We start from the raw sequence: 25,224 nt of genomic DNA, 5'->3' as shown, positions 1-25,224 counted from the left end.
AATTTAAACTGAATATGCGTTGTAACTCCCGCATACCACGGATATCGGCGTGGAAATAAAGTGGCTAAAGCGAATGAGATAAAAAAAGTAAAAATTTGGCGGAAATGTAAGAGGACAAAATAAAGAAGGTTAATCATTTCATTTATTACTTTGTTGAAAAAAGGTTAAATATTTATCCAGTCTGTTTTTATGCCGATATAGGGTAGAGATTCTTAAAAATCACAACCCCTCAGGAGAAACAACATGGGTATATCATCACTGGGAATCGGTTCCGGGATCGATACCGCATCAATGCTGGACCAACTTAAAGCCAGCGAACAGCAGCGCCTGACACCCTACACCAGTCTTCAGAACAGCTATAAAGCGAAGATTTCAGCCTGGGGAACGCTCTCAGGGCTGTTGTCTACGCTGCAAAAATCGGTGAAGTCATTAGGCGGTGATGCGTTTAATACCCTGAAAGTGAGTACCAACAAAGCTTTTACCGCAACGGCAGGTACTGGCGCGCTGGCGGATACTCATGAAATTACCGTGAAACAACTGGCATCTGCCCATAAACTGAAAACGGCAACCCAAACCAGTGGTGACACTGCTCTGGGGACGACGACTAGTGGTGGAACGAGAAAGATCACCATCACGCAAAAAGACGGAAAAACTACCGAAGTTGAGCTTAAAGACGATGAAACGTCGTTAAACAGCATCGCCAAGGCTATCAACAAGCAAAATGGCGATGTCAGTGCCAGCGTTCAGCGTACAGACAACGGTTATCAACTGGTTCTGAGTTCAAAAACCACCGGCAGCGACGGTGAAATGAGCGTTAAGGTCGATGGCGACCAGAATCTTGCTGACATCATGGATACCTCGGCGGGTGGCGATCCAAATGCTGGTGATAAGATGATTGTGGTGTCGGCTGCTCAAGACGCCAAATTGTCTGTTGATGGTACTGACTTTACCCGTTCCAATAACAACATTACTGACATCATTGACGGTGTGACGCTGAAACTGAATGCCGTTTCTGAAGCCGATAAAAATGATCCAACCAAATTACAATCCGAGCAGTTGACATTAACGGCTGATACGTCTGCCATTAAAACCAACCTTAAAGATTTTGTTAAGCAATACAATGCGCTGCTGTCAGCAACAACTGCCGCCAGTAAATATGTCAAGAATGATACTTCCGGCCTGAGTGATGATGCTGTCGCCACACCCAGCACCAAGAGCGGGGCACTGATGGGCGACTCCACGCTGCGTGGAATGGTCAGTCAAATTCGTTCTACGGTAAACGGTGTTTATGGTGATTCTGGCGCAGACTATGGCGCATTAGCTGATCTGGGTATCAAAATTGATGCCGCAACCGGACAGATGACGCTGGATGAAGACAAGCTGGATAAAGCGATTGCTGACGATCCAGACCAGATCGCCAATATGTTTGTGGGTCATGGCAGTAATGAAGGCATGGCAACGACGCTGGGGAATATCATCAGTAGCTATATTGGTACTGGTAGCGATGATAAAACCGGGCTGATCAAGACCACCACTGACGGTCTTGATTCACAAAACAAAGTGGTTCAGCAGCAAATTGATAAGACCCAGAAGCTGATCGATGCTCAGGTTGAGCGTTATCGCATCCAGTTCCAGAATCTGGATACCGCGATGTCAAAAATGAACAGCATGAACTCGCAATTAACCTCCCTTTTATCAACGCTTTAATAGAGTAAAGGCTGACGGAGCGTGACTCCGTCAGCCCGCAGGAGTCACATATGTACACTTCACAGGGCGCAGAAGCCTACAAACAAGTTTCGCTACAGAGCAAACTGGCAGGAGCAACCCCACATCAGCTTATTTCTATGCTGTTTGATGGTATTCATAGCGCAATTCAGAAAGCGATTATCTATTTTGCGCAGGGTAATATTGCGCGTCGCGGGGAGATGATCTCTAAAGCGATTAATATTATTGATAATGGCTTACGGACCTCGCTCGATCATGAAAAAGGTCTGCATATTGCAGACGAACTCGAACAACTTTATGAGTATATGTCACGTACATTGTTTCAGGCTAACCGGACGAACGATCCTGAATTGCTGAAGCATGTCGATCAACTATTAATGCGGCTTGCAGAAACCTGGGAAGAAATTGACCCACAGCAAACCCGGGGGAGACGTGACTAATTTGATTTCACATTATGATAATTTGTTCGACATGAACCAGTCGATGTTAACGATGGTGCGTGAAGAAAAATGGGATGCCTTTTTAGCGCTTCTGGATATCTTTCTGGCGAAAGCGGAAGACTTAATGACTGGCACCAGTGGGGTAACGCTGTCTGAAATCGAACGCGAACGTATCAGAAGCCTGGTACGCGAACTTATGAACGGTACTGAAGAGTTAATCCGTAAAGTCAATATCAGACTCGAAACGCTCAAGCAAAACATGTCGTCTTTGCATCAGGGTTCAAAAGTGAGTCAAATGTATACGGCTTTTGATGCGGCAAGACGTTAATTCCCATTGATTATACTGCATTTCCAGGGCGGCAAATGAACAGTGTTAACATTAGTTAATGTCCATCGGAGTCATGGGCATTAACAATATTTTTTATTCTCAACAGGTTACACTATATTCTTTTTTTCAGTCTCTGGATTTTACGCAACCCTTTCCTTAAACGTCGTTCTTCATTGAGATTTTCCTCAACTCTGTGATGCCTTTGGCAGAACATCATTCTCCTTGCAGTAAAATGCCTCGATGTTTTCAATAAATGCAATGGAGTTTATGTGTTTACGATACGCTGGAATATCAAAACCATTGACCGAATTTCAATGATAGAAGACGTTTTAAAAGAATTTTCATTATATAATATTAATATTATTTCAATGAAGGTGACCGCCGGACGTATTCTGATTAAATCAATGTGTCGTCATACGGGTAATATAAATAGTCTGGTAAACCGATTAAATAATCACCATGACATTATTAATGTAGAGCATTTTAACACCGACAGCGAAATTACATCTCCGGTATCAGCAAAACAAAGTGAATATTTTACTGATATGATTGGCGAGAGCCAGCAAATGCAATCGCTTATAGAAAAAGCGATAAAGTTTTCCGAAAGTCGTTTTACCGTATTGATTCGCGGTGAAACGGGAACAGGGAAAGAGTTGCTGGCGCGCGCTATTCATAATTGTGGGTCACGGCGTTTACACGCTTTTATTCCGGTAAACTGTTCGACTATTCCTGAAGAACTGATGGAAAGTGAGTTCTTTGGTTACGAGAAAGGCGCGTTCACCGGGGCCGATGGTAAAGGGAAGAAAGGATTGTTTGAAATGGCGGATAAAGGCACGCTGTTTCTTGATGAATTTGGCGAAATGCCACTAAGTATGCAGGCAAAACTACTGCGCGTTTTGCAGGATAGCGGTATCCGGCGTATAGGCAGTTCTCAGATTGTCTCTTTCGATACCCGGGTTATCGTAGCCACTAATGCAAACCTGGAAGAGATGATGTTGAATCGTCAGTTACGTGCCGACCTCTACTATCGAATAAATATTCTTTCGTTAACGATCCCGCCGCTTCGCCAGCATCCGCAAGATATTACGTTATTAATTGATTATTTTCTGCAAAAGCATGCTTGCAAGTTCAGGCGAGCATTGGTTTTTGATAAACATAGTCTGGAATTTTTGCAGCATTACACATGGCCGGGTAACATCAGAGAACTGGAGAATATTATAATCCGTTTGATGCATATGTCGGACAGTGGAATAGTGACAATGGAAGAGCTGAAATGGATGAATTCTACATGCCGTGAGAACCTACAAAGCCACAGTGAGAATATGGGGCCTTTAAAAGAGCAAGTTCGTTTAACTGAACGTAAAATTATCGAAAAGATGTTAGATGATAATAATTCTGCACGCAGCATCGCTAAAGTACTGGGCGTTTCGCACACTACCGTTTTGAATAAAATACGCAGCTACCAACAAGATGTGGTTTATTAACGCCCCCATCTAAAAAATGAGGGCGTCCGAAATACTACTCGATGAGTTTCAGCAGCGGTGAGAGGCAGAGTAGAATACCGTAGATAAAAATAAGCCAGGTTCTGATTCCGCGCAGGTTTTCTAGCGCCTTGACACTGTAAATTAAGAAAACTGGGATCAAACAAGAGACGATACCGTACAATGGACTACCAATCTGGAAAAACACCAGGACGGATACACGAAACGAAACCCAGACAACCAGTGTGGCAACAATAAAAACACCAATTCCTGCTGTGAGCATTTGCGGGCTGACTTTCTCAACATTAATTACCCGACTTAGAATATTGAGCACAATGCCTTTCAATGCTTCATGAAAACCAAGATAAATACCGAAAAAAGCAGTCAGGACTGCAAAGATATTTAATATTGTCGACGCAAGATGAATAATTTCTCCAGGTATCACTTGCGTTGCCAGCGCCAGGGCGGAAATATTCTGTTCAAATGCGGAAACCGCTTCTTCATGGCTGATGGAAAAAGTGAATGAGAATGAAAAGAATAATATGATGGTTATCAGTGCAATGTAACTGATTCGATGCGTGCGGATGGCCATTCTGGTGGCCATCACCCTGTCTTTTTCTCTTTTTCGATACGCGATATTCATCGGATTCAACACCTGAATAAAGACGGCTGAAAAAAAACAAAACGGGATGGTCAACAGAACGTCGCGGAAAAAATCACTCATTGGCGGAAATGCAGTGATATTATTAAAATTCCAGTGTGGAATCATGATAAAACCCAGGATAACAATAATCCCTACTTTGATGATTACCATTGGCCCGGAAATTTTAAATAATATTTTTTCTCCACGAGAGGCAATGGCAACTAAAACAGAAAAAACAATGATTTTATAGATAATGGATTGTGACAAGTCGCTATCGGTTAAACCAAAGTGTCTGATGTACGAAGCGCTGTCAAAAATGACGGAAAGAGAGTAGATGAATATTCCATGAACAATCATCAAAAAGTAGATAACCCCTAAAAAAATGCCCCAGTTTTTCCCCAGGTAGTGGCTTATAATATCAGTATAATCGTTGCAGGTTTCACTTTTAGAAAGTGTTTTAAGATACATATCCTGCACAATATAAGTTGCAGGGTAAGCAATAATAAATGCTGTAATGAAAACCCATATCCCTTTTAACCCGATCTGCACCGGCATTAAAACAGTACCTGCGCCAATTGCCATGCCAATGCATAATAAGACCCAACCAAAGTCATAGCGTGTAAAGGGGAGTTTATTGGTGAGTGTGTGAGAAATATTTACATAATTATCCGCTTGTTGCGTGCTGATTTGCATAATGAGCCTCCATCCTAATCCCTCTGCCAATAAAGCAGAGGGCAGGCATTGATATTTTAAATTAATTTCCGGCGATGGCTGTGGCGATTGCCTGCTGAAGGTCATCAATAATATCGTCAGGATCTTCCAGACCTACAGAAAGCCGAATCATTCCATCCGTAATTCCTGCTTTTAATCGTTCTTCTGGCGGCACAGGAGAGTGGGTCATCGATGCCGGATGTTGGATCAGCGTTTCGGTATCCCCAAGGCTTACCGCCAGCAAACATAAATTGACCGCGTTAATCATCCGTCTGCCAGATTCAAATCCTCCGGCTATTTCGAAACTGATGACGCCGCCGGGTAAAGTCATTTGTCGCTTATATAAATCGTACTGAGGGTGAGCCAGTAATCCAGGATAATAGACATGGGTAATTGCCGGATGGCTTTCAAGGAACTGCGCAATTTTCATGGCGTTGCTGGAGTGACGTTCCATCCTGACGCCGAGAGTTTTAACGCCACGCAAGGTCAGCCAGGCATTAAACGGGCTCATACATCCGCCTGTAATATCCTTAAGTCCAACGTAACGCGCCTGATCGATAAAATCTTTTTTACCAACAATAACACCGCCAATTACATCGCCGTGACCGTTAATGTATTTAGTGACGCTATGTACAACAATATCTGCTCCCAGACGTAATGGTTGTTGACCGTAAGGCGACATAAAGGTGTTATCGACAATTAACAGCGCGCCGTGCTGATGCGCGATACCCGCGACCATTTCGATATCGACCAGTGTCAGTGTTGGATTGGCTGGGGTTTCGATATAAACAACCTTCGTTTCTGGCCGTATTGCTGCTTTTAGTTCAGCAATATTGGTTGCGTCTACAAAGCTTGTGGTAATGCCAAATTTCGGCATGCTGTGGGAAAGAAAAGCGTGCGTGCAACCATAAATTGCATTGGCAGAGACAATATGATCGCCTTGCTGACACAGAGTAAGCAGGGCTGTCGTAATCGCTGAAATTCCAGAAGCGGTCGCCAGCGCGGCTTCACCGTCTTCAAGGACGGCCATTTTTTGCTCAAGGGCATCTGTGGTGGGGTTACCCAGGCGAGTATAAATATAACCTGGTTCTTCAAGTGCAAAACGTGCAGCGCCTTGTTCGGCATTATCAAAGACAAATGTTGATGTCTGGAAAATTGGCGTGCTGAGTGATCCTGTAGAAGGGTCCGGGTGTTGTCCTGCGTGAACAATTTTGGTATCGAATCGATAATTGCGGTTATTAGACATACTCTTTCCTTAATTTTATAAACGACTCGCTAATGACTTAGCAATTGCTATGCCAGATAAATAATCGTGTGTATTCAAGTTATTAACGTTTGTTACATCGTCGTTATGTTCGGAATATTTCCAGTCTGGCAATAAAGTTGCCACTATTAACGAAAATAATAGTTACAACATACAATTATTTTTCGAAATCGCCGCACTCTTTAAACTCCAGATGCTAAAATGTCGCTATGTAATACCTTATCGTTAAATCAAAACAATTGTTGCTCTAACCGACGAAGAGTTAGTTAGGCTAAATGTTGTAATGAGCAGCGCTGCTCACCATGGCCGCTTTCAAGGAGATGAGAGTTTATGTATTACAATTTTGATGATAGTGAACAAAGAACCAGATATCGCCAAAACAAACATATCGAAGTACCGCAAGCCGCTATGAGAAAATATTATGAATGGCGTCGTCTTGTCAGGGACTATGGGCACGATCCAAAAACAGCGGCGAAATCTGTTTCGGATGCAAATTGTGAAAAACTTCACGGCGTTACTGATACTTATTCATTTCGGATAACTCAAGAGCATAGGGTTATATTCGTCAAGCGAGGTAATAATATTACAGTTCTTTCCGTAGGCGGCCATTACGTTCGTCAGTAAGTATAAACAGGTGTTATGCCAGAGCCTGTCAACAATTCTGTATAACTGCCGTCATGTTAAGGTGATCGCTCAGGCGGTCACCGAACTCAATAATAAAACGGATCATCATCAACAGCCCGTTCTGGAACGACATACTCATTTTAGGAGTATCGTTGAGTACCAGGTAAATGAGTTTTCTTACTTGGTACAGTATAAGATAATTAACTGTGGCAGTTTGTCATTGACTGCCTCGGACCCACAATCAATTTTTTTGTCAAGTATTTATGCTGTAAGAACAATAGCGTTTGTGGGAATTTTGAATAAGAATAACTCACTGTCGTTCTTTCTGTAACGTCTTATGCAATTCCTGCCAAACGCCAATATATGACTCAGTCATCTTGCCTAACGTAAACTCCGGTCGATTAACACTATTACGGAATATTTGTGCCTTCTGGTCTTTACGTAATTGCTCGACATCCGAAAGGTAAGTAATAATTCGCTTTTGGATCGCGGCGATAGTTGGTTCGCAAGCATATTCCGGCTGCATATAACTATCCATACCTAATCCTGGCGTGGCGATTAATGCGCAGTTCGACAACAAAGCTTCCAGACCAACAATACCGTAGCTTTCCTGCATACTTGGGAATACCACGATATCAGTTTCCGCCAGTGCCCGTTTTTTCTCTTCCCCTTGCACAAAGGTTAAGCCTTTAAACCCTTCTTTTTCCATATAATCGGGGATTTTTTCAGGCCCATAAACCCGGGCTTCTATGCGCTGCCGATAGGTTGGTGGTAGTGTATTGATGGCATCACGAAATATCAGGAAATTCTTCACAATATCGGTAAAGCGACCAAAAAAGCTAATTACTACTTTTCCTTCCGGGTGGGCAATTTTATCCGCCGGATAATCTGCGAAATTCACACCGATAGGAAAAATATGGGGAGGAACGATATCTGCCGAAACATGCTGAATAACAGAACGATGCGCCCAGCCGCTATGAAGAACGACCGCGCCACTTTGCCGGACGGCGATCCTCTGTTCCCAATAATGCTGCATTCCTTTTTGTGTCCGGGTCAGATAGTGTTGCATACCGATATAGCTTGAGTGCAGGGTAAACTGAACCCGGTTTAGCTCAAAATAGAACGGTAATAGCGGTGAATTTTCATGTACCGAGATAATGTCTGGTTTGAACTCATTCAGGATTGGCTGAATTTTTTGCGATGTACTCCAGGCCACATTAAGACTGAGTGACTCCAGCGATGAGTCAAAGGGTAGGGCTGGCTCTACCGCAATCTCATAATCAGCCAACTGAGAATGTGCTGTCTTTTGATTATTCAGATACAACACTTTAAAAGGATAATTACGCCGTTTTAATTCCGCCCAAAAGTGTTCATTAAAAAAACCAAGACCGCTAAACAGCACGTCCGGGGCTTCAGTTGTAACAATTAAAACTCGTGGTTGCATACCAAATCCTATTATCAAATGCAACGGATAGCCTGCCAGTCAATAAAAACCGGCAGGCTTCCATTTTACAATGGCTCTCCACTAGAAACGATATTTAATTCCTAATATAACCAGAGTATCGCTATAGCCACTGTCACCCATTTGCTGCGTGACGTTACCCCAAAGATCCAGCCGACGAGATAACTGGCCTTCAAGTCCCACTTTTACTTCGCCAATATTTTTGGTTCCATCAATACTATTCTTATAGCCATTCATGGTTGCACCAAAATTATGAGTATTGTGGATCCAGTTGGCTTCGATAAATGGCTGGAATTTACGGTCTTTACCGTTATCAATAGCACTATGACCGTTGGCATAAGTACGAATACCAAGACGACTTTGAATATTGCCATCACCATCAAAGGAAACTCGTGAACCACCACTACTTGAATGTTCAGTGTGGTCATTGGCGCGAACGTTCATCCAGGTCAGTTGTCCCTTAGGTTGCAAATAATATTTCACACCGTCAGTGATTCGTTCCCCCAGTTTGAATGTATAGCCAGCTTCAATTGATGCCGTAACACCACGGGATTTATAGCTTTCCGTCGCCAACTGGTCACCTTTTACTTCATTATCAAACCAGTTATATAAAGCCCAGGCATCAACATAACTGCCTATTTTATCATGCTCATTGGCATACCATGTGCCATACAATCCCGCACTGTACCCCTCCACAGAACCTGTGGATTTATATCCTGAATATTTTGATTCCGTATTGCTGTTTTGCCTGGCGAATCCGGCCATTACGCCCAAATGCCAACGGTCGAAACCATTGCTACTCCATTGTGCAATATCGCCACCTAGTTGAGAGACGTAACGATTCCCCTGATTTTTTAACTGACCACTGCTATCACGAGAACGGTTATGACCGCCAACCTGGCGCAGCCACAAACTAGTCACCTTTTGCTCACCGGTCAGGGCATCAGTATATTGGGTTTCCCCCATACGATCGTGAAGGCGCATCAGGAACAGGCTATTGGCGGCCATATGGTTAAACATATAGCTCCCCGGTTCGGGGCGATTGATATTTTCAGGTTCAGGCTTCGGTTCTGGAGTTGGAGTTGGAGTTGGCGTAGGCTCGGGGTCAGGATCAGGTTCCGGGTTCGGTATAACCGGATCTTCAGGCGTGATAATCGGAAGCTGTGAACGCAGATACCAGTCACCATCTTGGTTATTCACGCTATTTTTATGCAAATAGTATTCATATGCACCGCCAACGACACGACCTTGCTGAATAAACTCACCGGCGGAATCACCGTTAACGTCAATAACTTTGATCCCTTCACTGGTTTTAGCCCCTGTTCCGCCAGAATTATTAATCAGCAGATAACTTTGTCCGGAGGTTGAACCATTAATGATGACTCTGTCTGTAGGAGAACTATCATCCCCAAGGTAAGTATCCAGCTCAACAGTGCCATTATTACCCACATAATCACCGTCGATAGTAAAACGATCACCTACGACGTTATTAGCGAGAATTAAACGGCCCTGGTTTTTGAAGGTGGGCAAATTCTGCAACAGCGCGCTGTTTGCGCTGCCATCGGCATTAGCGGTCAGTATAATTTGACCGAGGTTATTCAACTCTGTCGTTCCGCCACCAAAATCACTGGTTGCCACAGAAGCAACCGTATCCCGGACACCATCCCGATCGGAATCTGACCACTGACGAATATTCCAGACGCCCGTTGTGTCATTCACGATCTTATCCTGACCGCTGGTTAATTGAATAACACCAGTCATCGTTCCGGCATTGGTGATGCTGGTAGCCGCGCCAGTGTATTGGTAGGTATTAATACCCGACGGATTATTAGTGTAGTTGAGATCATAATAATCATAGCCAGTTGCGCTAATCGCGACATCAGACAATGCCCCCAGCGTTGCACCTTCATCAATCGTGATACTGGAAGTTGCTCCGCCGATGGTTTTAATCCCCGCACCTTCAGAGCCGCCATCAACTACACTACCTTCCTGTAAGTGAACATCAAACACACTCTGAGGATCGAGAATAATGTAGCCGCCGCTACTATAGGAATATTCAGGGCCGGTATCCTGTAAACGAATCGCATCTCCAACTTGAGAGCGAATAACGCCTGAGGTTGTCACCCGAGATTCCAGCGCCTGAGAATATATTGCGGCGGTATCTTTACTGGCACTCTGGTTAACAATTTGACTATCGGAATATTGCGTCACGGCCCCCAACGCTAATAGACCGCCGGATGCCCCCGCCAGATAAACGCTGGCATGTTGGGTTCCACGAACGTTGGTTATATCAAAGATTATACCGCCGGAAGGCCCGGAGATGGGGGCCTGAGGTTCCTGTACATCAACATCAGCGGTGTTTCCGGTATAAATATTGCCAGAGGTACTCACTTCAATTTCGGTGTTGCTACGACCTAATGCCTCTATACCCGTAGCGTCCGAATGAATTGTTGTGCCAGCATCTAAATGGATAACTGATTTATCCGTAGTCATATAATCAGTTTCGTATTGATAGGCTGGGGTACCAGTAGGATTATTTATGTCAGTATGAATATGGATATTTATTTTGTTATCAGCATAGACACAGCTCGTTTCAGGTCTGGTACTGACATAATCACAAGAATCTGCGGCATGAGCGGTATTAAACGCCAGAAAGATAGCACCTGCAACCAGGGTTTTGTTAAAGGGATTTTGACCGGCGTGATAGTGTACATTCTGTAGCGCTATTTTAGATTTTTCAACGCTCTCTTCTGAATAACAACAATTGTATCTATTATCCATAATAGCTCATCCTGATGAAATTTATCCATTTAATAAAACCGACGAGAGCAATACCACGCGCAACGCATTTGGTTTAGGTTAAGAGTCTATACGTCCCATTAATTTTGTAAATAAGAAATATTGAACTTTTGGTTAAAATATCATTCAGTGATAAAAATCAACATTTTCATACTCAAATAAATACACATTCGGGATCAGAAAACGATAGTTATTATACAAATTTCAACTAGTTAAAGTGAAAATGATTTAACAAACGGAATGAGCGATTAATAAAATTGTTAGCGATATAAAATAAGGATTTTTATAAACAACACCAGGAAATTTCCATGATTAATGCGGACAAATCACTCGTCTCTTTTGATTATTCAAAAAGTTAAAGAAGAAGATCTGTATCCTGAACAATGGCCAGAAAGGCCTCGAGAGGTCTAACTCTTTATCGTCAACGAAAGTTTTTAATATTTGTTATTATTATTACGTAATAATGGTGCAAGCACAGCATTCATAACAAGTATAAAAGCCATTGCTGTATATATCATTGAAAAACCGAATTGTTGTGCAAAAAAGCCTATTGGTGCTGGCGCCATTAATGTACCTAAATAACCGATGCTTGTAACAATACTTATTCCAGTACCTACAGCAATTCCGGGCTGATGGCCTGCGGATGAAAAGATGACAGGAACAATATTGGCAATACCACCGCCAGCCAGAGAAAAAGCCAGAATTGCCTGCCACGGCGACGGTGACAGGGCTGCTGTTAGCATACCGGCTGCTGCCAGAATACTGGATACACGAAGAGTTTTCACCGGCCCATAACGATCACGTATAACATCACCAACGAATCGAACCATTGACATGGTGCATGCAAAAAAAGCAAAAGCAAGGCTGGCTATTTCGATATTAGCATTAAGGTTTTTAATTAGATAACGTGATGACCAGTCGACAACTGCACACTCTGGTATCATTCCCAGAAGAGCCATTATTCCTATAATATAGATTTTAGCCTTGCGGGGTAAACTCGATGATGACTTATTTTTCTGATTCTCTTGTGGATGATCATTGGTGATAAAATGAAGTGCTGTCAAAACCAGAAAAAAAGCGATCCCAGAAATTATAAAAATATGACCAAGGTATCCATGGTTTTTAACTGCATAACCACCTATAAAACCCGATGCAAATAAACCAACGCTCCATGAACAATGGCACATTGACAGTATTGCGTTAGCTAATTTTCTTTCAACGATTACGGCATTTGCATTCATGGCTACATTCATCGAACCAATCATCGCACCTAAGAGAAATAAAAAGAATACTAATGAAGAAATATTTTTTACAATGCCTACGGGTATTAACGAAACAGATGCTAACACGGAAAATAATCGAACAACTTTTTGTGAGCCAAACCTTGAGATTAACATACCGGACAGAGGCATCATAAATAAAGCCCCCAAACCGAATGTCAAAATAAGTCGACCAATGGTTATATCATCGGCGCCAAAACGAGGGGCAAGCTGTGCTATCTGCACAGCCCATCCTCCTTGTATAAATCCGTTGACAAAGAACAGTACAGTAACGGCCCATCGGGATTTTTGTAGCCGTTCCATGAACATTACTCCTGCTGTGTTAGCCGTTTATTACTATCATAATTAATTACTATTTAATAAAATAGAGTGGCCAGTGCATAATTTAAGCATATAGCTATCTTCACTGTTTCTGATTAATTGTACATTTTGAAAATCAGGAATAATGACTTTTGCACCTAATGGCATGAGATCTTCATCGCCTACTCCAACGCAATAACAACCCGCTGCGACTGCCGATGCAACGCCGCTTTTAGCATCCTCGAAGACAACTGCCTGACTTGCTGGAATACCAAGACGTTGTGTAGCAAGAAGATAGGGATCAGGGTGAGGTTTGCCACGGGTAACATCATCACGTTCTACAATAACGGAAATGTAAGGCTCTGCATGAAGTAACTCTATGACTCTGTTAATTTTTCGCCGCCACCCGCTGGTGACAATACCAACAGAAATACCTGCCTCTCCCAAAGAAGCAATGAGGCTGGCAACGCCTGGTATAAGTTCACAGTCCGTCGTATTCTCTACATGAATAATATGTGCCTGAACTTTTTGCTGGTCGGATTCCGGGAGATCGCCAAATAATGTCCGGATGGTATAGGGGCCAGGATGTCCGTGAATATGCTTCTGTATATCTTCGTCGGTGAGATGACGTTCATACATCAGAGCCGCTTCACGCCATCCATTTTCAATAACAGTCCGGGAATCAATCAGCACTCCGTCCATATCAAATAAAACAGCTGAAAATTTTTCTCCGTTTTTATTCACTCTATTCTCCTTCGATGATAATAAATATCTATATATTCATACCGTTCGCTGCTACGACGACCTGTCCCAGCGATATGCATCCATCATTACCAGGTACCAGCTTATGGCAATATGGCTTGAAACCTCTTGATTCAAGTTCATCAAGAGTGTTAACCAGCAAGAATTCATTACAAAAAACGCCTCCGCTCAATACAATCTGGTCAGTTCCATAACGTTCAGAAAGGAGAGAGCACACTGTTGCTATAATATGCACAATGGTTGAGTGAAAACGTCGGCTAAGATCTTCCTGGTTGATATTATTGACCAGTATAGACTGTACTAATTCTTTCACTAACGGACGATAATCAACACTTATATCACCATTGTGAATTTCATCGATTATATAGGTAAATGGTTCAACCATATGAAAATCTTTTTTTAGCAGCGCTTCCATTTCAATGGCAGCCTGTGCTTCATACTCAATCTCTGAACAAATACCAATAAGCGCTGAAACGCCATCGAAAAGACGCCCCATACTGGTAGTCATCGTTGTGTTAATTTTCCTTGCTACCATCCTGGTAAAGACTTCACGGCGATTTTCAGATAAATCAAGAATTGCTGGTAAGGTGATATAACTCTCATCATTTTCACCATATGTTTCGACCAGCAATGATATTGCTATTCGAATAGGTTCTTTAACCGCTTTATCTCCCCCTGGTAATAACATTGGACGTAAATGAGCAACACGCTCCACACTTTCGAAGTCACCAAATAAAAATTCGCCGCCCCATATTGTTCCGTCAGAACCATACCCTGTACCATCGAAAATCACGCCAATGGTTTTACCTGAAAGACCATTTTCTGCCATACATGCGGCCATATGCGCATGATGATGTTGAACCTGAATGACTCTGATCTCAGCATTCTCGAGAGCACTGCGGGTTGAACGAAAGGCCGGGTGTAAATCACAGGCCAGAATATCGGCTTTTTCTATGGCCAGTAATCCTTGCAGATGTTTTATACAGTCGAGATGAGATTTAAATGTTGTATCATTTTTTAAATCCCCAATATGTTGACTGATAAATACTTGTTTACCTTTCCCAATACTTATTGTGGTTTTCAGTTCGGCACCAAACGCCACAACATTTCCAACTGAATAAGGAAGGTGAACAGGGTAGGGAGCATAACCTCGTGAGCGACGCAAAAATGATATTTGTGCATCGGGGGTGTTTTTTCGCTTAATAACGCGAACAACGGAGTCATCTACTCGTGTGCGAATATCGCGATTATTAAGTACAAAGTAGTCTGCAATTTTTCCTAATTGTTCAATTGCATCATTATTATCAATGACAATAGGCTGTCCGGAAATATTTCCGCTGGTCATTATAACGACAGGGAGTTCAGGATCAGCAAGCAACATATGTTGTACAGGCGTAGAGGGCAACATTACACCCAAATTGGGGTTTTTGGGTGCCACCACTTCTGGCAACGTCTGAGAGCGTTTGCGCAAAAGAACGATAGGGCGAGGCCCGCTCTCAAGTAAAGAGATATCGTCAGGGGTAACAACCGCCCACCTGGCCGCGCTTTCACTGTCGGCAACCATAACAGCGAACGGTTTAGCATCACGTCGTTTACGCCGGCGTAACTCTCGCACAGCCTCGACATTGGATGCATCCACGACCAGATGAAAGCCGCCAAGACTCTTAATGGCAACAATAGCGCCTTCTTTTAGCCTGTCGATGGTAAAACGTATAATGTCATTAGCTGATATTGATACGCCGTCTTTATCAGTTAGCTGCAGTTGTGGTCCGCAAACAGGACACGCATTGGGTTGCGCATGATAACGGCGATCTTCAATATCATGATATTCCTTATTACATTGTGGACACATTATAAAAGATTGCATGGTCGTTTGTGCACGATCATAAGGCATTCCACAGATAATAGAATAACGCGGACCACAATTGGTACAATTGATAAAGGCATAACGATAACGATGATTTGACGGATCGTTCATTTCCCTCAGACAGTCTTTACATACATTTGAATCCGGGGGAACAATTGTATCCATATTGGATAAATTATTGCTTTTTCTGATATCAAAGCCTGAATAATATGGCGCTGGTTTTTCCAGCTCGACCTTATATATATCAGTGATCCGTGCCAGAGGCGGTGGCTGAGAGATCAGTTCATCAATTATGTTATTTATGGTTTGTGAAGATGCCTGCAGTTCCAGCAAAACACCTTCGGAATCATTAAGAACCCAACCGGTTGCACCATGCGTTCTGGCTAATCGATGAACAAAAGGTCTGAATCCTACTCCCTGGACAATGCCGCAAACTCGAAACCGGCAAGTGTCTTTTTTTTCAGAATCAACAGAGTCTTGGTAGTTCTGCACCGTAAAGTTCCTCAATAATAGTATGCGTTCCGTCAGATTCGACCATGCAGACTTCCGGCTGCGAGCCTGATTTTACTTCTCCAATAATCGCTGCATTTTTACCAAAAGGATGAGCGCGGAGTAATTCCAGAACATGCTCTGCCACATCTGGCTTAACAAACAGGCAAAGACATCCCTCATTGGCCAGATTAATGACATCCACACCTAACATATCAGCAGCCATAGCTGCCTCAGGCTGGACGGGCAACGCATCTTTATTAAAAACAATAGGGCATGAAGTGGCTCTGGCGTATTCGTGCAAGACTGCAGAAAGACCACCACGAGTAACGTCCCGCATGGAAGCTATTTTTCCTGTAGGAGTATTAAGCAAAATGTTCTCAATCATATGATTCAGTGGTGCGCAGTCACTTAATATATTACGTTCAAACCCTAAACCTTCCCGAATCGATAAAAGATGAATAGAGTGATTCCCGATATAGCCACTCAGGATTATTTTCTGACCCGGCCTGACATGAGTTATCGAAACAGGAGGCCGCTCCAGCACGCCTATTCCGGCAGTATTGATAAAAAGCTGATCAGCTTCGCCTTTTCCAACAACTTTGGTATCACCGGCAACAATTTTCACACCGGCTAAACGCGCAGTTTCACGAACGGATGCGATAATTTTTAATAAAACTGAGACAGGCATCCCGTCTTCAATGATCAGACTCAACGTGAGATAAAGCGGGCGGGCTCCACTTACCGCCAGATCATTAACTGTGCCACACACGGCTATCTTACCAATATCGCCGTTGCCAAAGATAAGAGGAGTTACAACGAAAGAGTCGGTAGTGAAAGCAATTTTATTCGTTGGTAGATCCAATAAAGCGCTGTCCTCCATCTCTCCCAGATAAGTTTCTTCCAATGTTTCTGAGATACGCTCAACCAGCTCTCTGCTTAATTTTGCACCTGTACCATGATCCAATATTATTGTTTCATTCAATGGCGCAAATAAGTTCTCGCCAAGTTCGTTATCGGGCGTTGCTTCAGTCATTTTCATGCTGTTGTCCTTTCACCACGTTCAGGTAAATCACCTGTTTTCTCCAGTAACGACAGTATTTCAGTGGATGGTGCGACGGTCGCACAATATCCAGCAAGCCATTGAAGCGCTCTGTCGGTATCATCTGATGAGGGGGCAAAAACGCAGTCATCAGGAACCCAGACGTTATAACCACGGAAGAAGGCGTCTGCTGCTGTCGTCTGGACACATACGTGAGTTTGCAATCCGGTGACAATCACTGTTTTGACCCCAAGTTCCTGGAGTTTTTGATCTAATTGAGTTTCAAAGAAGCCACTATCCCTGCCTTTGACCACAATAAAATCTGATGGATGGTAAACGGTATTAATGATTTGATTGCCTGGTGTGCCCGCTATTGCTGGTATTCCAGCCGCCCGATTTCGGTATCGACGCTGAACAGCCGGGTCATCAGGATCATGAATAAGTTGTAGATGTATAACGGCTTGCCCCTGGTTTCTTACACCATCAAGAAATTTATTAAATGCTTTCAGTTTTTTATCAAGTTCTTGCGGGTCATTTGTTATTTTATATGTAAATTCATATTGTAAATCATTTGTCAAAACAGCAATATTTGGCATCTTTATATCCTTATTAAATAATTTTAAAGGTTAATAATTCATTCAGACATAAATGAAACACCCTGAAACTATCTGTACAGGGCTATACCAGAAGATTAAAAATAAAAGGATGTTTATCAAATATAAAAACAATATATTTTTATTCTCAGATAAAAACCTTGTATAACAATATGAACCATATAGGTATAGTATGTATAATTCCTTTTTTTCAAAAATTGATAAGCAACGGGAATGGATATGAAGCTGCTACGCGCCTTTGTAACACTTGCCAGGTTAGGGAGCTATCATGATGCAGCTGAGGCCATGTACATCACTCAGCCAGCACTAACAAAGAAAATACAGTCTTTGGAAAAAATAACGGGAATTGCCCTTTTTCAACGGGGCCGCCAGGGAGCAAAACTGACAGAACCAGGAAAACAGCTTCTTTCCCGGGCGCAGAAATTGTTGAAACATTATGAAGAGTTTTCAGAATATGCACAAAATTTGCAAAAAGGAAGTTCAGGTAAGCTGACTCTTGGATTTGGGATATCTTCGTTTCAGTTAGCTCCCAGATGTGTAAGCCTCTTTCGGGAACAATATCCTGACGTCGAGGTATTACTTGATGATGTTCCTTCAGATGTGCAATGCCGTATGTTACTGGAAGGGAAGCTTCTGGCTGGATTTACCCGAGAACCGTTAACGGATAAACTTAACTTCAGCCCACTGTTTACAGAAAGTCTGGTTTTGGCTATTCCAGCAGGAATTACACTTAAGTCGCAAAAGATTCAATCAATACTGAACCAATATCAACTGTTGCAAATGACCCCAGACAGAGGTCGGGGATTGGTTGAACAAACAGAAAAATTTCTGCAAGAAAATAATTACACAGGTAAACCATCTTCTGCCGCAAACGATATCCATACTTTATTAGCGTTGGTTGCCACGGGGTATGGCGTGGCTTTATTACCCGCAGGAACCAACTATTTTTTACCTAAGGGCGTATCGCTTATTAGGCCAGAGGGTAATTATACCAAATGGAATATAGGTATTACCTGGAATCCGCAAATAGATGATGTTGCCAGGGATAATTTTTTACAAATAGTGAATAATATAAAATTGAATGGATGTTATTCAATTTAACATTGAGTTTGAATAGCGAAAGTTAGCCATCTTCCGGTATCCAGGGAAATAAATGTTTTGACATTTCCATACTTGGATGATTAATGTGACAGAGTTGTTTTATAGCTCTGTCACATTCAATAAATTAAACCACAAAATGATAATTTATAAACATAAATTTAGATTGAAACAAAAATCATTTCAACTTAATGACAATCCCATTTTTAAATGAAATATTTAAGTCATTAAGAATATCAACAGGTTTCCCATCTACGTACACAATTTTTAAATCATTTAACGCCATTACGTCAAAAATATTTTGAAGAGTTTCTCCAACTAATGTTAGAGTTGCTTTTGAACCAGATTTAAAGTTAATCATTCCTGGCCAGCATTTTCCTGTTGGTTTCTGTAACTCTACCACAGGATTAATCGGAATAATATTATTCAATGGATTAATTGTTACCGTTGCATTACCTGATAATTGAATAATCTTACCTGTCCCATTCTCCTGTGAAAATTGAGTGGTATGAATATCCACTGTCGAGTTATCAAAAGCATCTATCGCAACATAATCACCAAAATAATTGTCAGGCAAGTAATTATAGATAGACGTTGCGTAAATATATCCATGAGATGAATCACAAAAGGAAAAACTACTGAGAAGTTCTAATTTTGATTCAATATCTTGAGCTAACCTAACATTTAGTAAGAGTGATGAATTATTATTCAATAGCAATCCGCCAGTAGGGTCACTTGTTGAAACTACATTGGCTTGTACATCAAGCATACTATCCCCGGATAGCATGGCGTTATAAAATAAATCAATATATTTTGCTACAATGGAAAAATTTGAATTCTGAACCCCAGAAAATTCTGGGCTTGTCATTGTTTCCAGCCTTGACATTGCGAGATAAACACAATCTAGATTTTCCAGCATAACACGACTATCGTCAATCAAATTGAAAGTAATTGCATAAGTACCGTGATGTCCCGAGGCATCAGTTAACGTTATATCGTTTCGGTTACCTAAAATACGAAAATCAGCCTTTTCCCAAAATTGGAACCTGGAATTTCCAGCCACCATAGATGGTACAGCCCAGTTAATCTCGTTAGATTTTGTACTATCCGGGAGAAGAATTAGAGGGCCAGGTTGAGTACCATCTAGAGCTATACCGTAAACATCAAGCCCGCAACCTTGTATTTTATTAAATGTTTCCGCAGATCCACTCAAAATGGTTTCATCGTAATACCTAAAAGTCTGCTGATTATTAGGATCCCAACTAAACGTAGCGTCTTTATTTTGCATAATAACCTCTGTTCAAGTAGTAATTCGCAGCCTAAAAATCATTAGGTTGCTGATGAACTACCTGTTTTGTACAGGTAGTGGAATAAAGTGTTAATTCATTAATCCTAAACATAAAACAATATTGTGGCATTATTTAGCAGAATACGATTACAACTCTACATCACTTTGCTGTTACCAATATCCCCATTATTACTGATAACCTTAAAGCAGCCGTAACTTCATTCAAAGATAAATTCTTATTGCCTATATTCACAAATGTTTTATTTCAAAGAAAAATAACACCATCGATATTAGAGGAATCAAACAAGCGTTGTTGTTATTTATGGCTTATATATCTGTTTGATGTTGGTTATTTTAAAATAACAAAACATTATAAAAAATTAGGAATATATCTATGATACTATTGGAGATTTTAAATTGCATTCATAATTACATTATCTATCTAACTGCATGTTTACTGACCATTTTAGCCAATAGAGTAAAGTAATTTACTCAGATAAATTTATGTATTTCCTCTGATATAGAGGCTCCGCCACAGATAATTTTACCCGTTAAATACTTCAGGCGGCGTAGATATGAAAAAAAATAACCCGCCATTAAGGCGGGTTATTTTTTTTCATCTGATTAATACTGCAATTCTGTCTACTCGGGCTTATGCCGTCTTCGTTATCGCAGATATGCTGATTATCAGGATAATTAGCTCAACGCGACAACATTCGCAGCGGCTGGGCCTTTAGCGCCATTCTCAATCGAGAACTCAACTTTCTGACCTTCATCCAGGGTGCGGAAATCGTTGCTCTGGATCGCAGAAAAGTGTACGAACACGTCTTTGCTACCATCGGCAGGGGTGATAAAGCCAAAACCTTTATCTGCGTTAAACCATTTTACTAAACCAGTCATTTTGTTAGACATAAATATTACCTTCTAAATTTGTGAGCCACACAACGCGGCAAGAATGTGATCTGTATGAAGATTTTGACTTACTAAGGCACTAAAGGAGGAGACTCACGAAGAAGGGTAATCAGAAGATAACACTGAACTGAGACTGCTTTACTAAAACTGCTTTCATAAGGTCTGTCTTGCAAACCAACGATGCTATTAACGCATATTCATTATGATTATGCAACTTTTATTTTCCATTCATGTGTTCTATTTGTTGTGCGGCATTAACAATGACAATGCCAGCAGACGTGGATCCACCTGTTATCCGTTCTGTCAGTGACGGGGCTTTTCACCGCGTTTATCAACGATCATCACAGGGGCGTAAGGGGAACACGATGACTGGTAATTCCAGCTTTGTACGCTTAGCCGCCCAATGACCAGAGCATACTTGCCCTGGGACTATCACCATACACAGCTATGCGTAACATTGACTATATCGTTACGCCGGTCGGAAATTTCGGCGTTTCTGGCATAGACTCTCTATGATATCTTTCTGGACAAAAGACACTCCAAAATAGAGTTATAGCCGGGCATATATTATGATCCGGCTATTTATTGATGGCTGCTTAACACCTTCAGCGCAGCCTATCTGCATTTTAACTCTGTTTATTACTCAAAAGAATGGGAGATCTGAGTACTCAAAAACAACCACCCCATTAATAAGATGATCTGCAGGTTTTAAATTATAGATCCTGGCAGCGGAACTACTCACCTTTTCACCATTAATGAAAAAATTGTATTTATTTTCTGATTCAACAACAAAAGTACACATTTTATTGATATCTACAGTGAGATAAGGCTGCTTATCCTCATTGATATTAATGCCATTGCTATAAACAGTAAGGTTTGTATTAGCATAGTCCTGAATCGCAAGAATGATATGGCACTTTCCTTCTGGAGGCTGAGGGAAAGCTTCACGATTCATATAGGTAAAATCAGTCAACTCCATACCAACTTCACTCTCAGGGTCTATTTTAAAAGTGAACGCGCCAATGATATATTGGGCATCTACCCCACCGAGAAAGGCTATTTCAAGTTCACTTTCTGGCGCCATTGTTGATTTATCGACATCCACCCCGCCAGGGGCATTTATCATATAGACATACCTGTTCCTGGGGCCTTTATCGAAAGCATCAACGGTACTGTCCTGTGCTGCAAAAAGAGTGCTGCAGGCAAATGAATACGTCGTACTTTCTGTGCAGAAATAATGTACTGCCTGATGAAGGAAAGGATCACCATCAATTTCTGGAGGAGTAAGTCCTTGTTGCTTAATTTCTGCAATTGGGCGTCCCTCTTCATTACCATGAAAAAGAAAAAAGTCATCATTTCTCCACTTTAAATCCCATAAAGGAATTTGTGGCGGGTTTGGTTGTCCACCGCGATAATCGCGACACTTCCTCAGGTCAGGGTAAAGTGTTGTCGTCGTTGATAACCATTGTTTGAAAAAATCAGCATTTTCTAACTTGTCTCGCTCTGCAGCAGACATTTCGTTAATCCACAGAGGATATTTAGGATGAGTAAGATCATGTGATGGTACATATTGTATATCCGGAACGAAAACTGGCAGAGCAGGACTGTCTTGTGGATATATTTCATACTCCCCCTCCTTATGCTGAATGACAGTTTTCACTATGAACTTTCTTCCTGGTATAACGTATGATGTAATATCTACGATTAGTGTATCTTTTTTTATATTATCTATAATACATGTATCAGTTGTTGCATCATACACCTGATAACACACAATTTTATCATAAATATTTCTGTCATAGGTTTGACTGTCAAACTCTGCACTTTGCCAGGTCAAATGATACTTAATACCTTGTGATGTTCTGTTTTTCAATATTCTGACAAAAAAAACACCAAATGATGAGTCTTGTATCTTCATGAATTCTCTATCTATTTTATGACGCAGTAGAAATATTGATTATTAAGTGCATAAAAAACATCAAGCAACTATAGATTGTCCGTAAAACGCCACAGCCTGCGCATACAGAGTCATCGTATCATCCCAGAGATCTCTTGAGTTATGGGAGCGTACTTCTGAAACATATATTTCACCATTTTCTTCAGAGAAAATTGCTGATTCATGATCACCAATTGCACCATGTAAAGGATTAGTCCACCCACTAAATAGTAAAAAACCCCATTCCTGAAATAGTCCGGAATTTACTTCGCGTTTTATATCATGATATGATTCAATTTCTATCTCATTGTAAGGGACATTGTTGATATCGCGGCGGGCAGGGAAAGTCCCTTTTTCATCTTCAACCCAACGCCAGGCGCTATTGAATCCATCCCAGGTTTCGATATGTGGCTTAAAGAAGCGAAGAGGTTTAATCACATAAGCTGAAATATATTTCCCTGTGGCTTTTTCCTTAGCAAAAATAACAAATGTTTTACCAATGCAACTTTCATCAATATCTTTTGAAAATGACACTACACCATCCTGATTGACAGCAACAGTGTTATCTCCTGCATTGGAGGAAACACTCCAGTCTACCGTATTATTATAGACAACATCATTATCAACCATCATCTGAAATGTTGCCCCAGGGAATAATGTTTTCGGAAAAGACCCATTGGTCATATCTTTTTTCATATCGAAATCATAGTAATTCACCCGAACACCGGTAACTTTTGGCATAAAAAACTCCTTAATTGTTGAATTGAAATGGGGTTAATAAACATAACCAGCATAAAGATATTATTATTTTTATACAGATAAATGCTGTCATTTATTTGTTATAATATTATCAGTAGTGAGCATTAATTTGGTGTGAAATATAAACTACGAATAATTTTGTCGTTATAACATCTTGTGTGAGCGGACTTTATGCACCTGCCGGATGGCATCTGGGTTTGGCTGTTTCGTCGCAGTTTCTATGGGGAGGGGTTGTTTCGGATCAGGGGAACCATCATTGCTTCTACTTATTAAAATGTACCTTTGAAAAAGTAGATTTTCCGAATGGTGCTTGTGTGGCACACTATGGTTAACTTTTTACGTAGCGCATCTGACGTTTTTCGCTGTTGTGAGGTCCTCTATGACCCATCTGTCCGACATTGATCCTGAGATGAATGACTTTCAACCTCTCGTTCCCTCAGAGATCGAGTTATGGCCAACATCTGTAGAAAGTGGCAATCCCCTTAATCCGGCAAGAGCATATTTACTCTCTCTAAATTCGCCACGCAGTCGGCAAACCATGGCATCTTTTTTGGGAATAGTTGCCAGAATGCTCGGAGCCGCCAATGCAGAAACTTGCCCGTGGGGAAGTTTACGTCGCCACCACATCATGGCGGTGGCTGAATTGCTACGGGATACGGGGCGGGCGACGGCGACAATCAATACCTATTTGTCTGCACTTAAAGGCGTAGCGAAAGAGGCCTGGATGTTGAAGCTGATGGATGTTGAAAGCTTCCAGCACATTCTTGCAGTACGTAATTTTCGTGGTAGTAAACTTCAGCGAGGACGCGCGTTGCATCGAGAGGAGATCCGGCAGTTATTTCAGGTCTGCGAAACCGATCGTAGCTGTCGTGGTCCGAGAGACGCCGCGATGTTGGGGGTGTTATTAGGCTGTGGATTGCGTCGTTCCGAGGCGGTAGGGCTTGATTTAAGTGACATTGTCACTTATGAACGCGCATTGCGTGTCTTAGGAAAAGGGAATAAAGAACGGCTGGCTTACATGCCGGAAGGGACATGGGTAAGATTACAGACCTGGATTGAGCAGGTAAGGGGAGAAGCACCGGGACCGTTGTTTACGCGCATCCGCCGTTTTGATGATGTGACCTGCGCAAGACTCACTGACCAGGCGGTTTATCACATTTTGCAGGTAAGACAACGTGAAGCGGGAATTGAAAAATGCGCTCCTCATGATTTGAGAAGAACGTTTGCTACTGCGTTGCTTGAAAACGGCGAAGACTTAATCACGGTAAAAGATGCGATGGGCCATGCCAGTGTCACAACAACGCAAAAATACGATCGCCGTGGCGAGCAACGGCTTCGTCGCGCCCGCGACAAACTGAATTTTGATTAGCGAGGCCCCCGTTTTCTGACAACGTGCGTTT

Annotated in this window: 20 protein-coding genes; 7 read left to right on the top strand and 13 right to left on the bottom strand. The window is 41.8% G+C overall.

What is annotated here, in order from left to right:
- Positions 1–243 precede the first annotated feature (243 nt).
- The 4 genes from fliD (at position 244) to FEK47_RS24485 (ending at position 3,977) form a co-directional block, all read left to right on the top strand.
- On the top strand, positions 244–1,707 hold the full coding sequence (fliD, locus tag FEK47_RS24500) for a flagellar filament capping protein FliD (protein ID WP_138183431.1): 1,464 nt from the start codon (positions 244–246) through the stop codon (positions 1,705–1,707).
- A gap of 50 nt (positions 1,708–1,757) precedes the next feature.
- A complete protein-coding gene (fliS, locus tag FEK47_RS24495; RefSeq protein ID WP_130224554.1) occupies positions 1,758–2,165 on the top strand; it encodes a flagellar export chaperone FliS in 408 nt (135 codons plus the stop codon).
- Positions 2,158–2,493: a flagellar protein FliT gene (locus FEK47_RS24490; RefSeq protein WP_130224556.1), complete on the top strand. Its 336-nt coding sequence runs from the start codon at positions 2,158–2,160 to the stop codon at positions 2,491–2,493. The genes fliS and FEK47_RS24490 overlap by 8 nt, the downstream gene beginning before the upstream one ends.
- 269 nt (positions 2,494–2,762) lie before the next feature.
- Complete coding sequence (locus FEK47_RS24485; RefSeq protein ID WP_138183430.1) at positions 2,763–3,977, top strand: sigma 54-interacting transcriptional regulator; 1,215 nt, start codon at positions 2,763–2,765, stop codon at positions 3,975–3,977.
- A gap of 34 nt (positions 3,978–4,011) precedes the next feature.
- Here the strand turns inward: FEK47_RS24485 and FEK47_RS24480 are convergent, their stop codons facing one another.
- A complete protein-coding gene (locus FEK47_RS24480) occupies positions 4,012–5,310 on the bottom strand; it encodes an aromatic amino acid transport family protein (protein ID WP_138183429.1) in 1,299 nt (432 codons plus the stop codon).
- Positions 5,311–5,371: 61 nt separating this feature from the next.
- On the bottom strand, positions 5,372–6,574 hold the full coding sequence (gene megL, locus FEK47_RS24475) for a methionine gamma-lyase (RefSeq protein ID WP_135520965.1): 1,203 nt from the start codon (positions 6,572–6,574) through the stop codon (positions 5,372–5,374).
- A 348-nt stretch (positions 6,575–6,922) separates the two neighbouring features.
- Between megL and FEK47_RS24470 the strand changes: the two genes are divergently transcribed.
- Entirely contained in the window at positions 6,923–7,216 is a 294-nt protein-coding gene (locus FEK47_RS24470; protein ID WP_138183428.1) for a type II toxin-antitoxin system YoeB family toxin, read from the top strand.
- 310 nt (positions 7,217–7,526) lie between these two features.
- On the opposite strand, the gene FEK47_RS24465 is transcribed toward FEK47_RS24470, so the two are convergent.
- From FEK47_RS24465 to FEK47_RS24435, 7 genes are all read right to left on the bottom strand, one after another.
- Complete coding sequence (locus tag FEK47_RS24465) at positions 7,527–8,660, bottom strand: glycosyltransferase family 4 protein (RefSeq protein WP_138183427.1); 1,134 nt, start codon at positions 8,658–8,660, stop codon at positions 7,527–7,529.
- An 81-nt stretch (positions 8,661–8,741) separates the two neighbouring features.
- A complete protein-coding gene (locus tag FEK47_RS24460) occupies positions 8,742–11,459 on the bottom strand; it encodes an autotransporter outer membrane beta-barrel domain-containing protein (RefSeq protein ID WP_138183426.1) in 2,718 nt (905 codons plus the stop codon).
- Positions 11,460–11,911: 452 nt separating this feature from the next.
- Positions 11,912–13,060 (bottom strand): MFS transporter, encoded by a 1,149-nt coding sequence (locus FEK47_RS24455; protein WP_138183425.1) that lies wholly within the window; start codon positions 13,058–13,060, stop codon positions 11,912–11,914.
- Between the two features lie 42 nt (positions 13,061–13,102).
- Positions 13,103–13,801 carry an HAD family phosphatase gene (locus FEK47_RS24450; protein WP_240730990.1) on the bottom strand — a complete coding sequence of 233 codons (699 nt, stop codon included), beginning with the start codon at positions 13,799–13,801 and terminating at the stop codon, positions 13,103–13,105.
- 28 nt (positions 13,802–13,829) lie between these two features.
- A complete protein-coding gene (hypF, locus tag FEK47_RS24445; protein ID WP_138183424.1) occupies positions 13,830–16,178 on the bottom strand; it encodes a carbamoyltransferase HypF in 2,349 nt (782 codons plus the stop codon).
- A complete protein-coding gene (gene hypE / locus FEK47_RS24440; RefSeq protein ID WP_240730989.1) occupies positions 16,153–17,217 on the bottom strand; it encodes a hydrogenase expression/formation protein HypE in 1,065 nt (354 codons plus the stop codon). The genes hypF and hypE overlap by 26 nt, the downstream gene beginning before the upstream one ends.
- A complete protein-coding gene (locus tag FEK47_RS24435) occupies positions 17,214–17,813 on the bottom strand; it encodes a cysteine hydrolase (protein WP_130224574.1) in 600 nt (199 codons plus the stop codon). Before FEK47_RS24435 ends, hypE begins: the two co-directional genes overlap by 4 nt.
- Before the next feature lie 237 nt (positions 17,814–18,050).
- Here FEK47_RS24435 and FEK47_RS24430 point away from each other — a divergent pair, with 237 nt between their 5' ends.
- Entirely contained in the window at positions 18,051–18,932 is an 882-nt protein-coding gene (locus FEK47_RS24430; protein WP_240730988.1) for a LysR family transcriptional regulator, read from the top strand.
- Positions 18,933–19,107: 175 nt separating this feature from the next.
- On the opposite strand, the gene FEK47_RS24425 is transcribed toward FEK47_RS24430, so the two are convergent.
- The 4 genes from FEK47_RS24425 to FEK47_RS24410 form a co-directional block, all read right to left on the bottom strand.
- Positions 19,108–20,217: a hypothetical protein gene (locus FEK47_RS24425; RefSeq protein ID WP_138183422.1), complete on the bottom strand. Its 1,110-nt coding sequence runs from the start codon at positions 20,215–20,217 to the stop codon at positions 19,108–19,110.
- Between the two features lie 696 nt (positions 20,218–20,913).
- A complete protein-coding gene (cspG, locus tag FEK47_RS24420) occupies positions 20,914–21,129 on the bottom strand; it encodes a cold shock protein CspG (RefSeq protein ID WP_130224581.1) in 216 nt (71 codons plus the stop codon).
- Positions 21,130–21,772: 643 nt separating this feature from the next.
- On the bottom strand, positions 21,773–23,047 hold the full coding sequence (locus FEK47_RS24415) for a hypothetical protein (RefSeq protein WP_135488327.1): 1,275 nt from the start codon (positions 23,045–23,047) through the stop codon (positions 21,773–21,775).
- Positions 23,048–23,107: 60 nt separating this feature from the next.
- Positions 23,108–23,806 (bottom strand): hypothetical protein, encoded by a 699-nt coding sequence (locus FEK47_RS24410; protein ID WP_138183421.1) that lies wholly within the window; start codon positions 23,804–23,806, stop codon positions 23,108–23,110.
- 397 nt (positions 23,807–24,203) lie between these two features.
- Here FEK47_RS24410 and FEK47_RS24405 point away from each other — a divergent pair, with 397 nt between their 5' ends.
- Complete coding sequence (locus FEK47_RS24405) at positions 24,204–25,193, top strand: tyrosine-type recombinase/integrase (RefSeq protein WP_135488325.1); 990 nt, start codon at positions 24,204–24,206, stop codon at positions 25,191–25,193.
- Positions 25,194–25,224: the final 31 nt, after the last annotated feature.

The organism is Escherichia sp. E3659, assembly GCF_005781135.1.
Taxonomy (GTDB): Bacteria; Pseudomonadota; Gammaproteobacteria; order Enterobacterales; family Enterobacteriaceae; genus Escherichia.
This window is presented reverse-complemented; position numbering and strand designations above follow the sequence as displayed.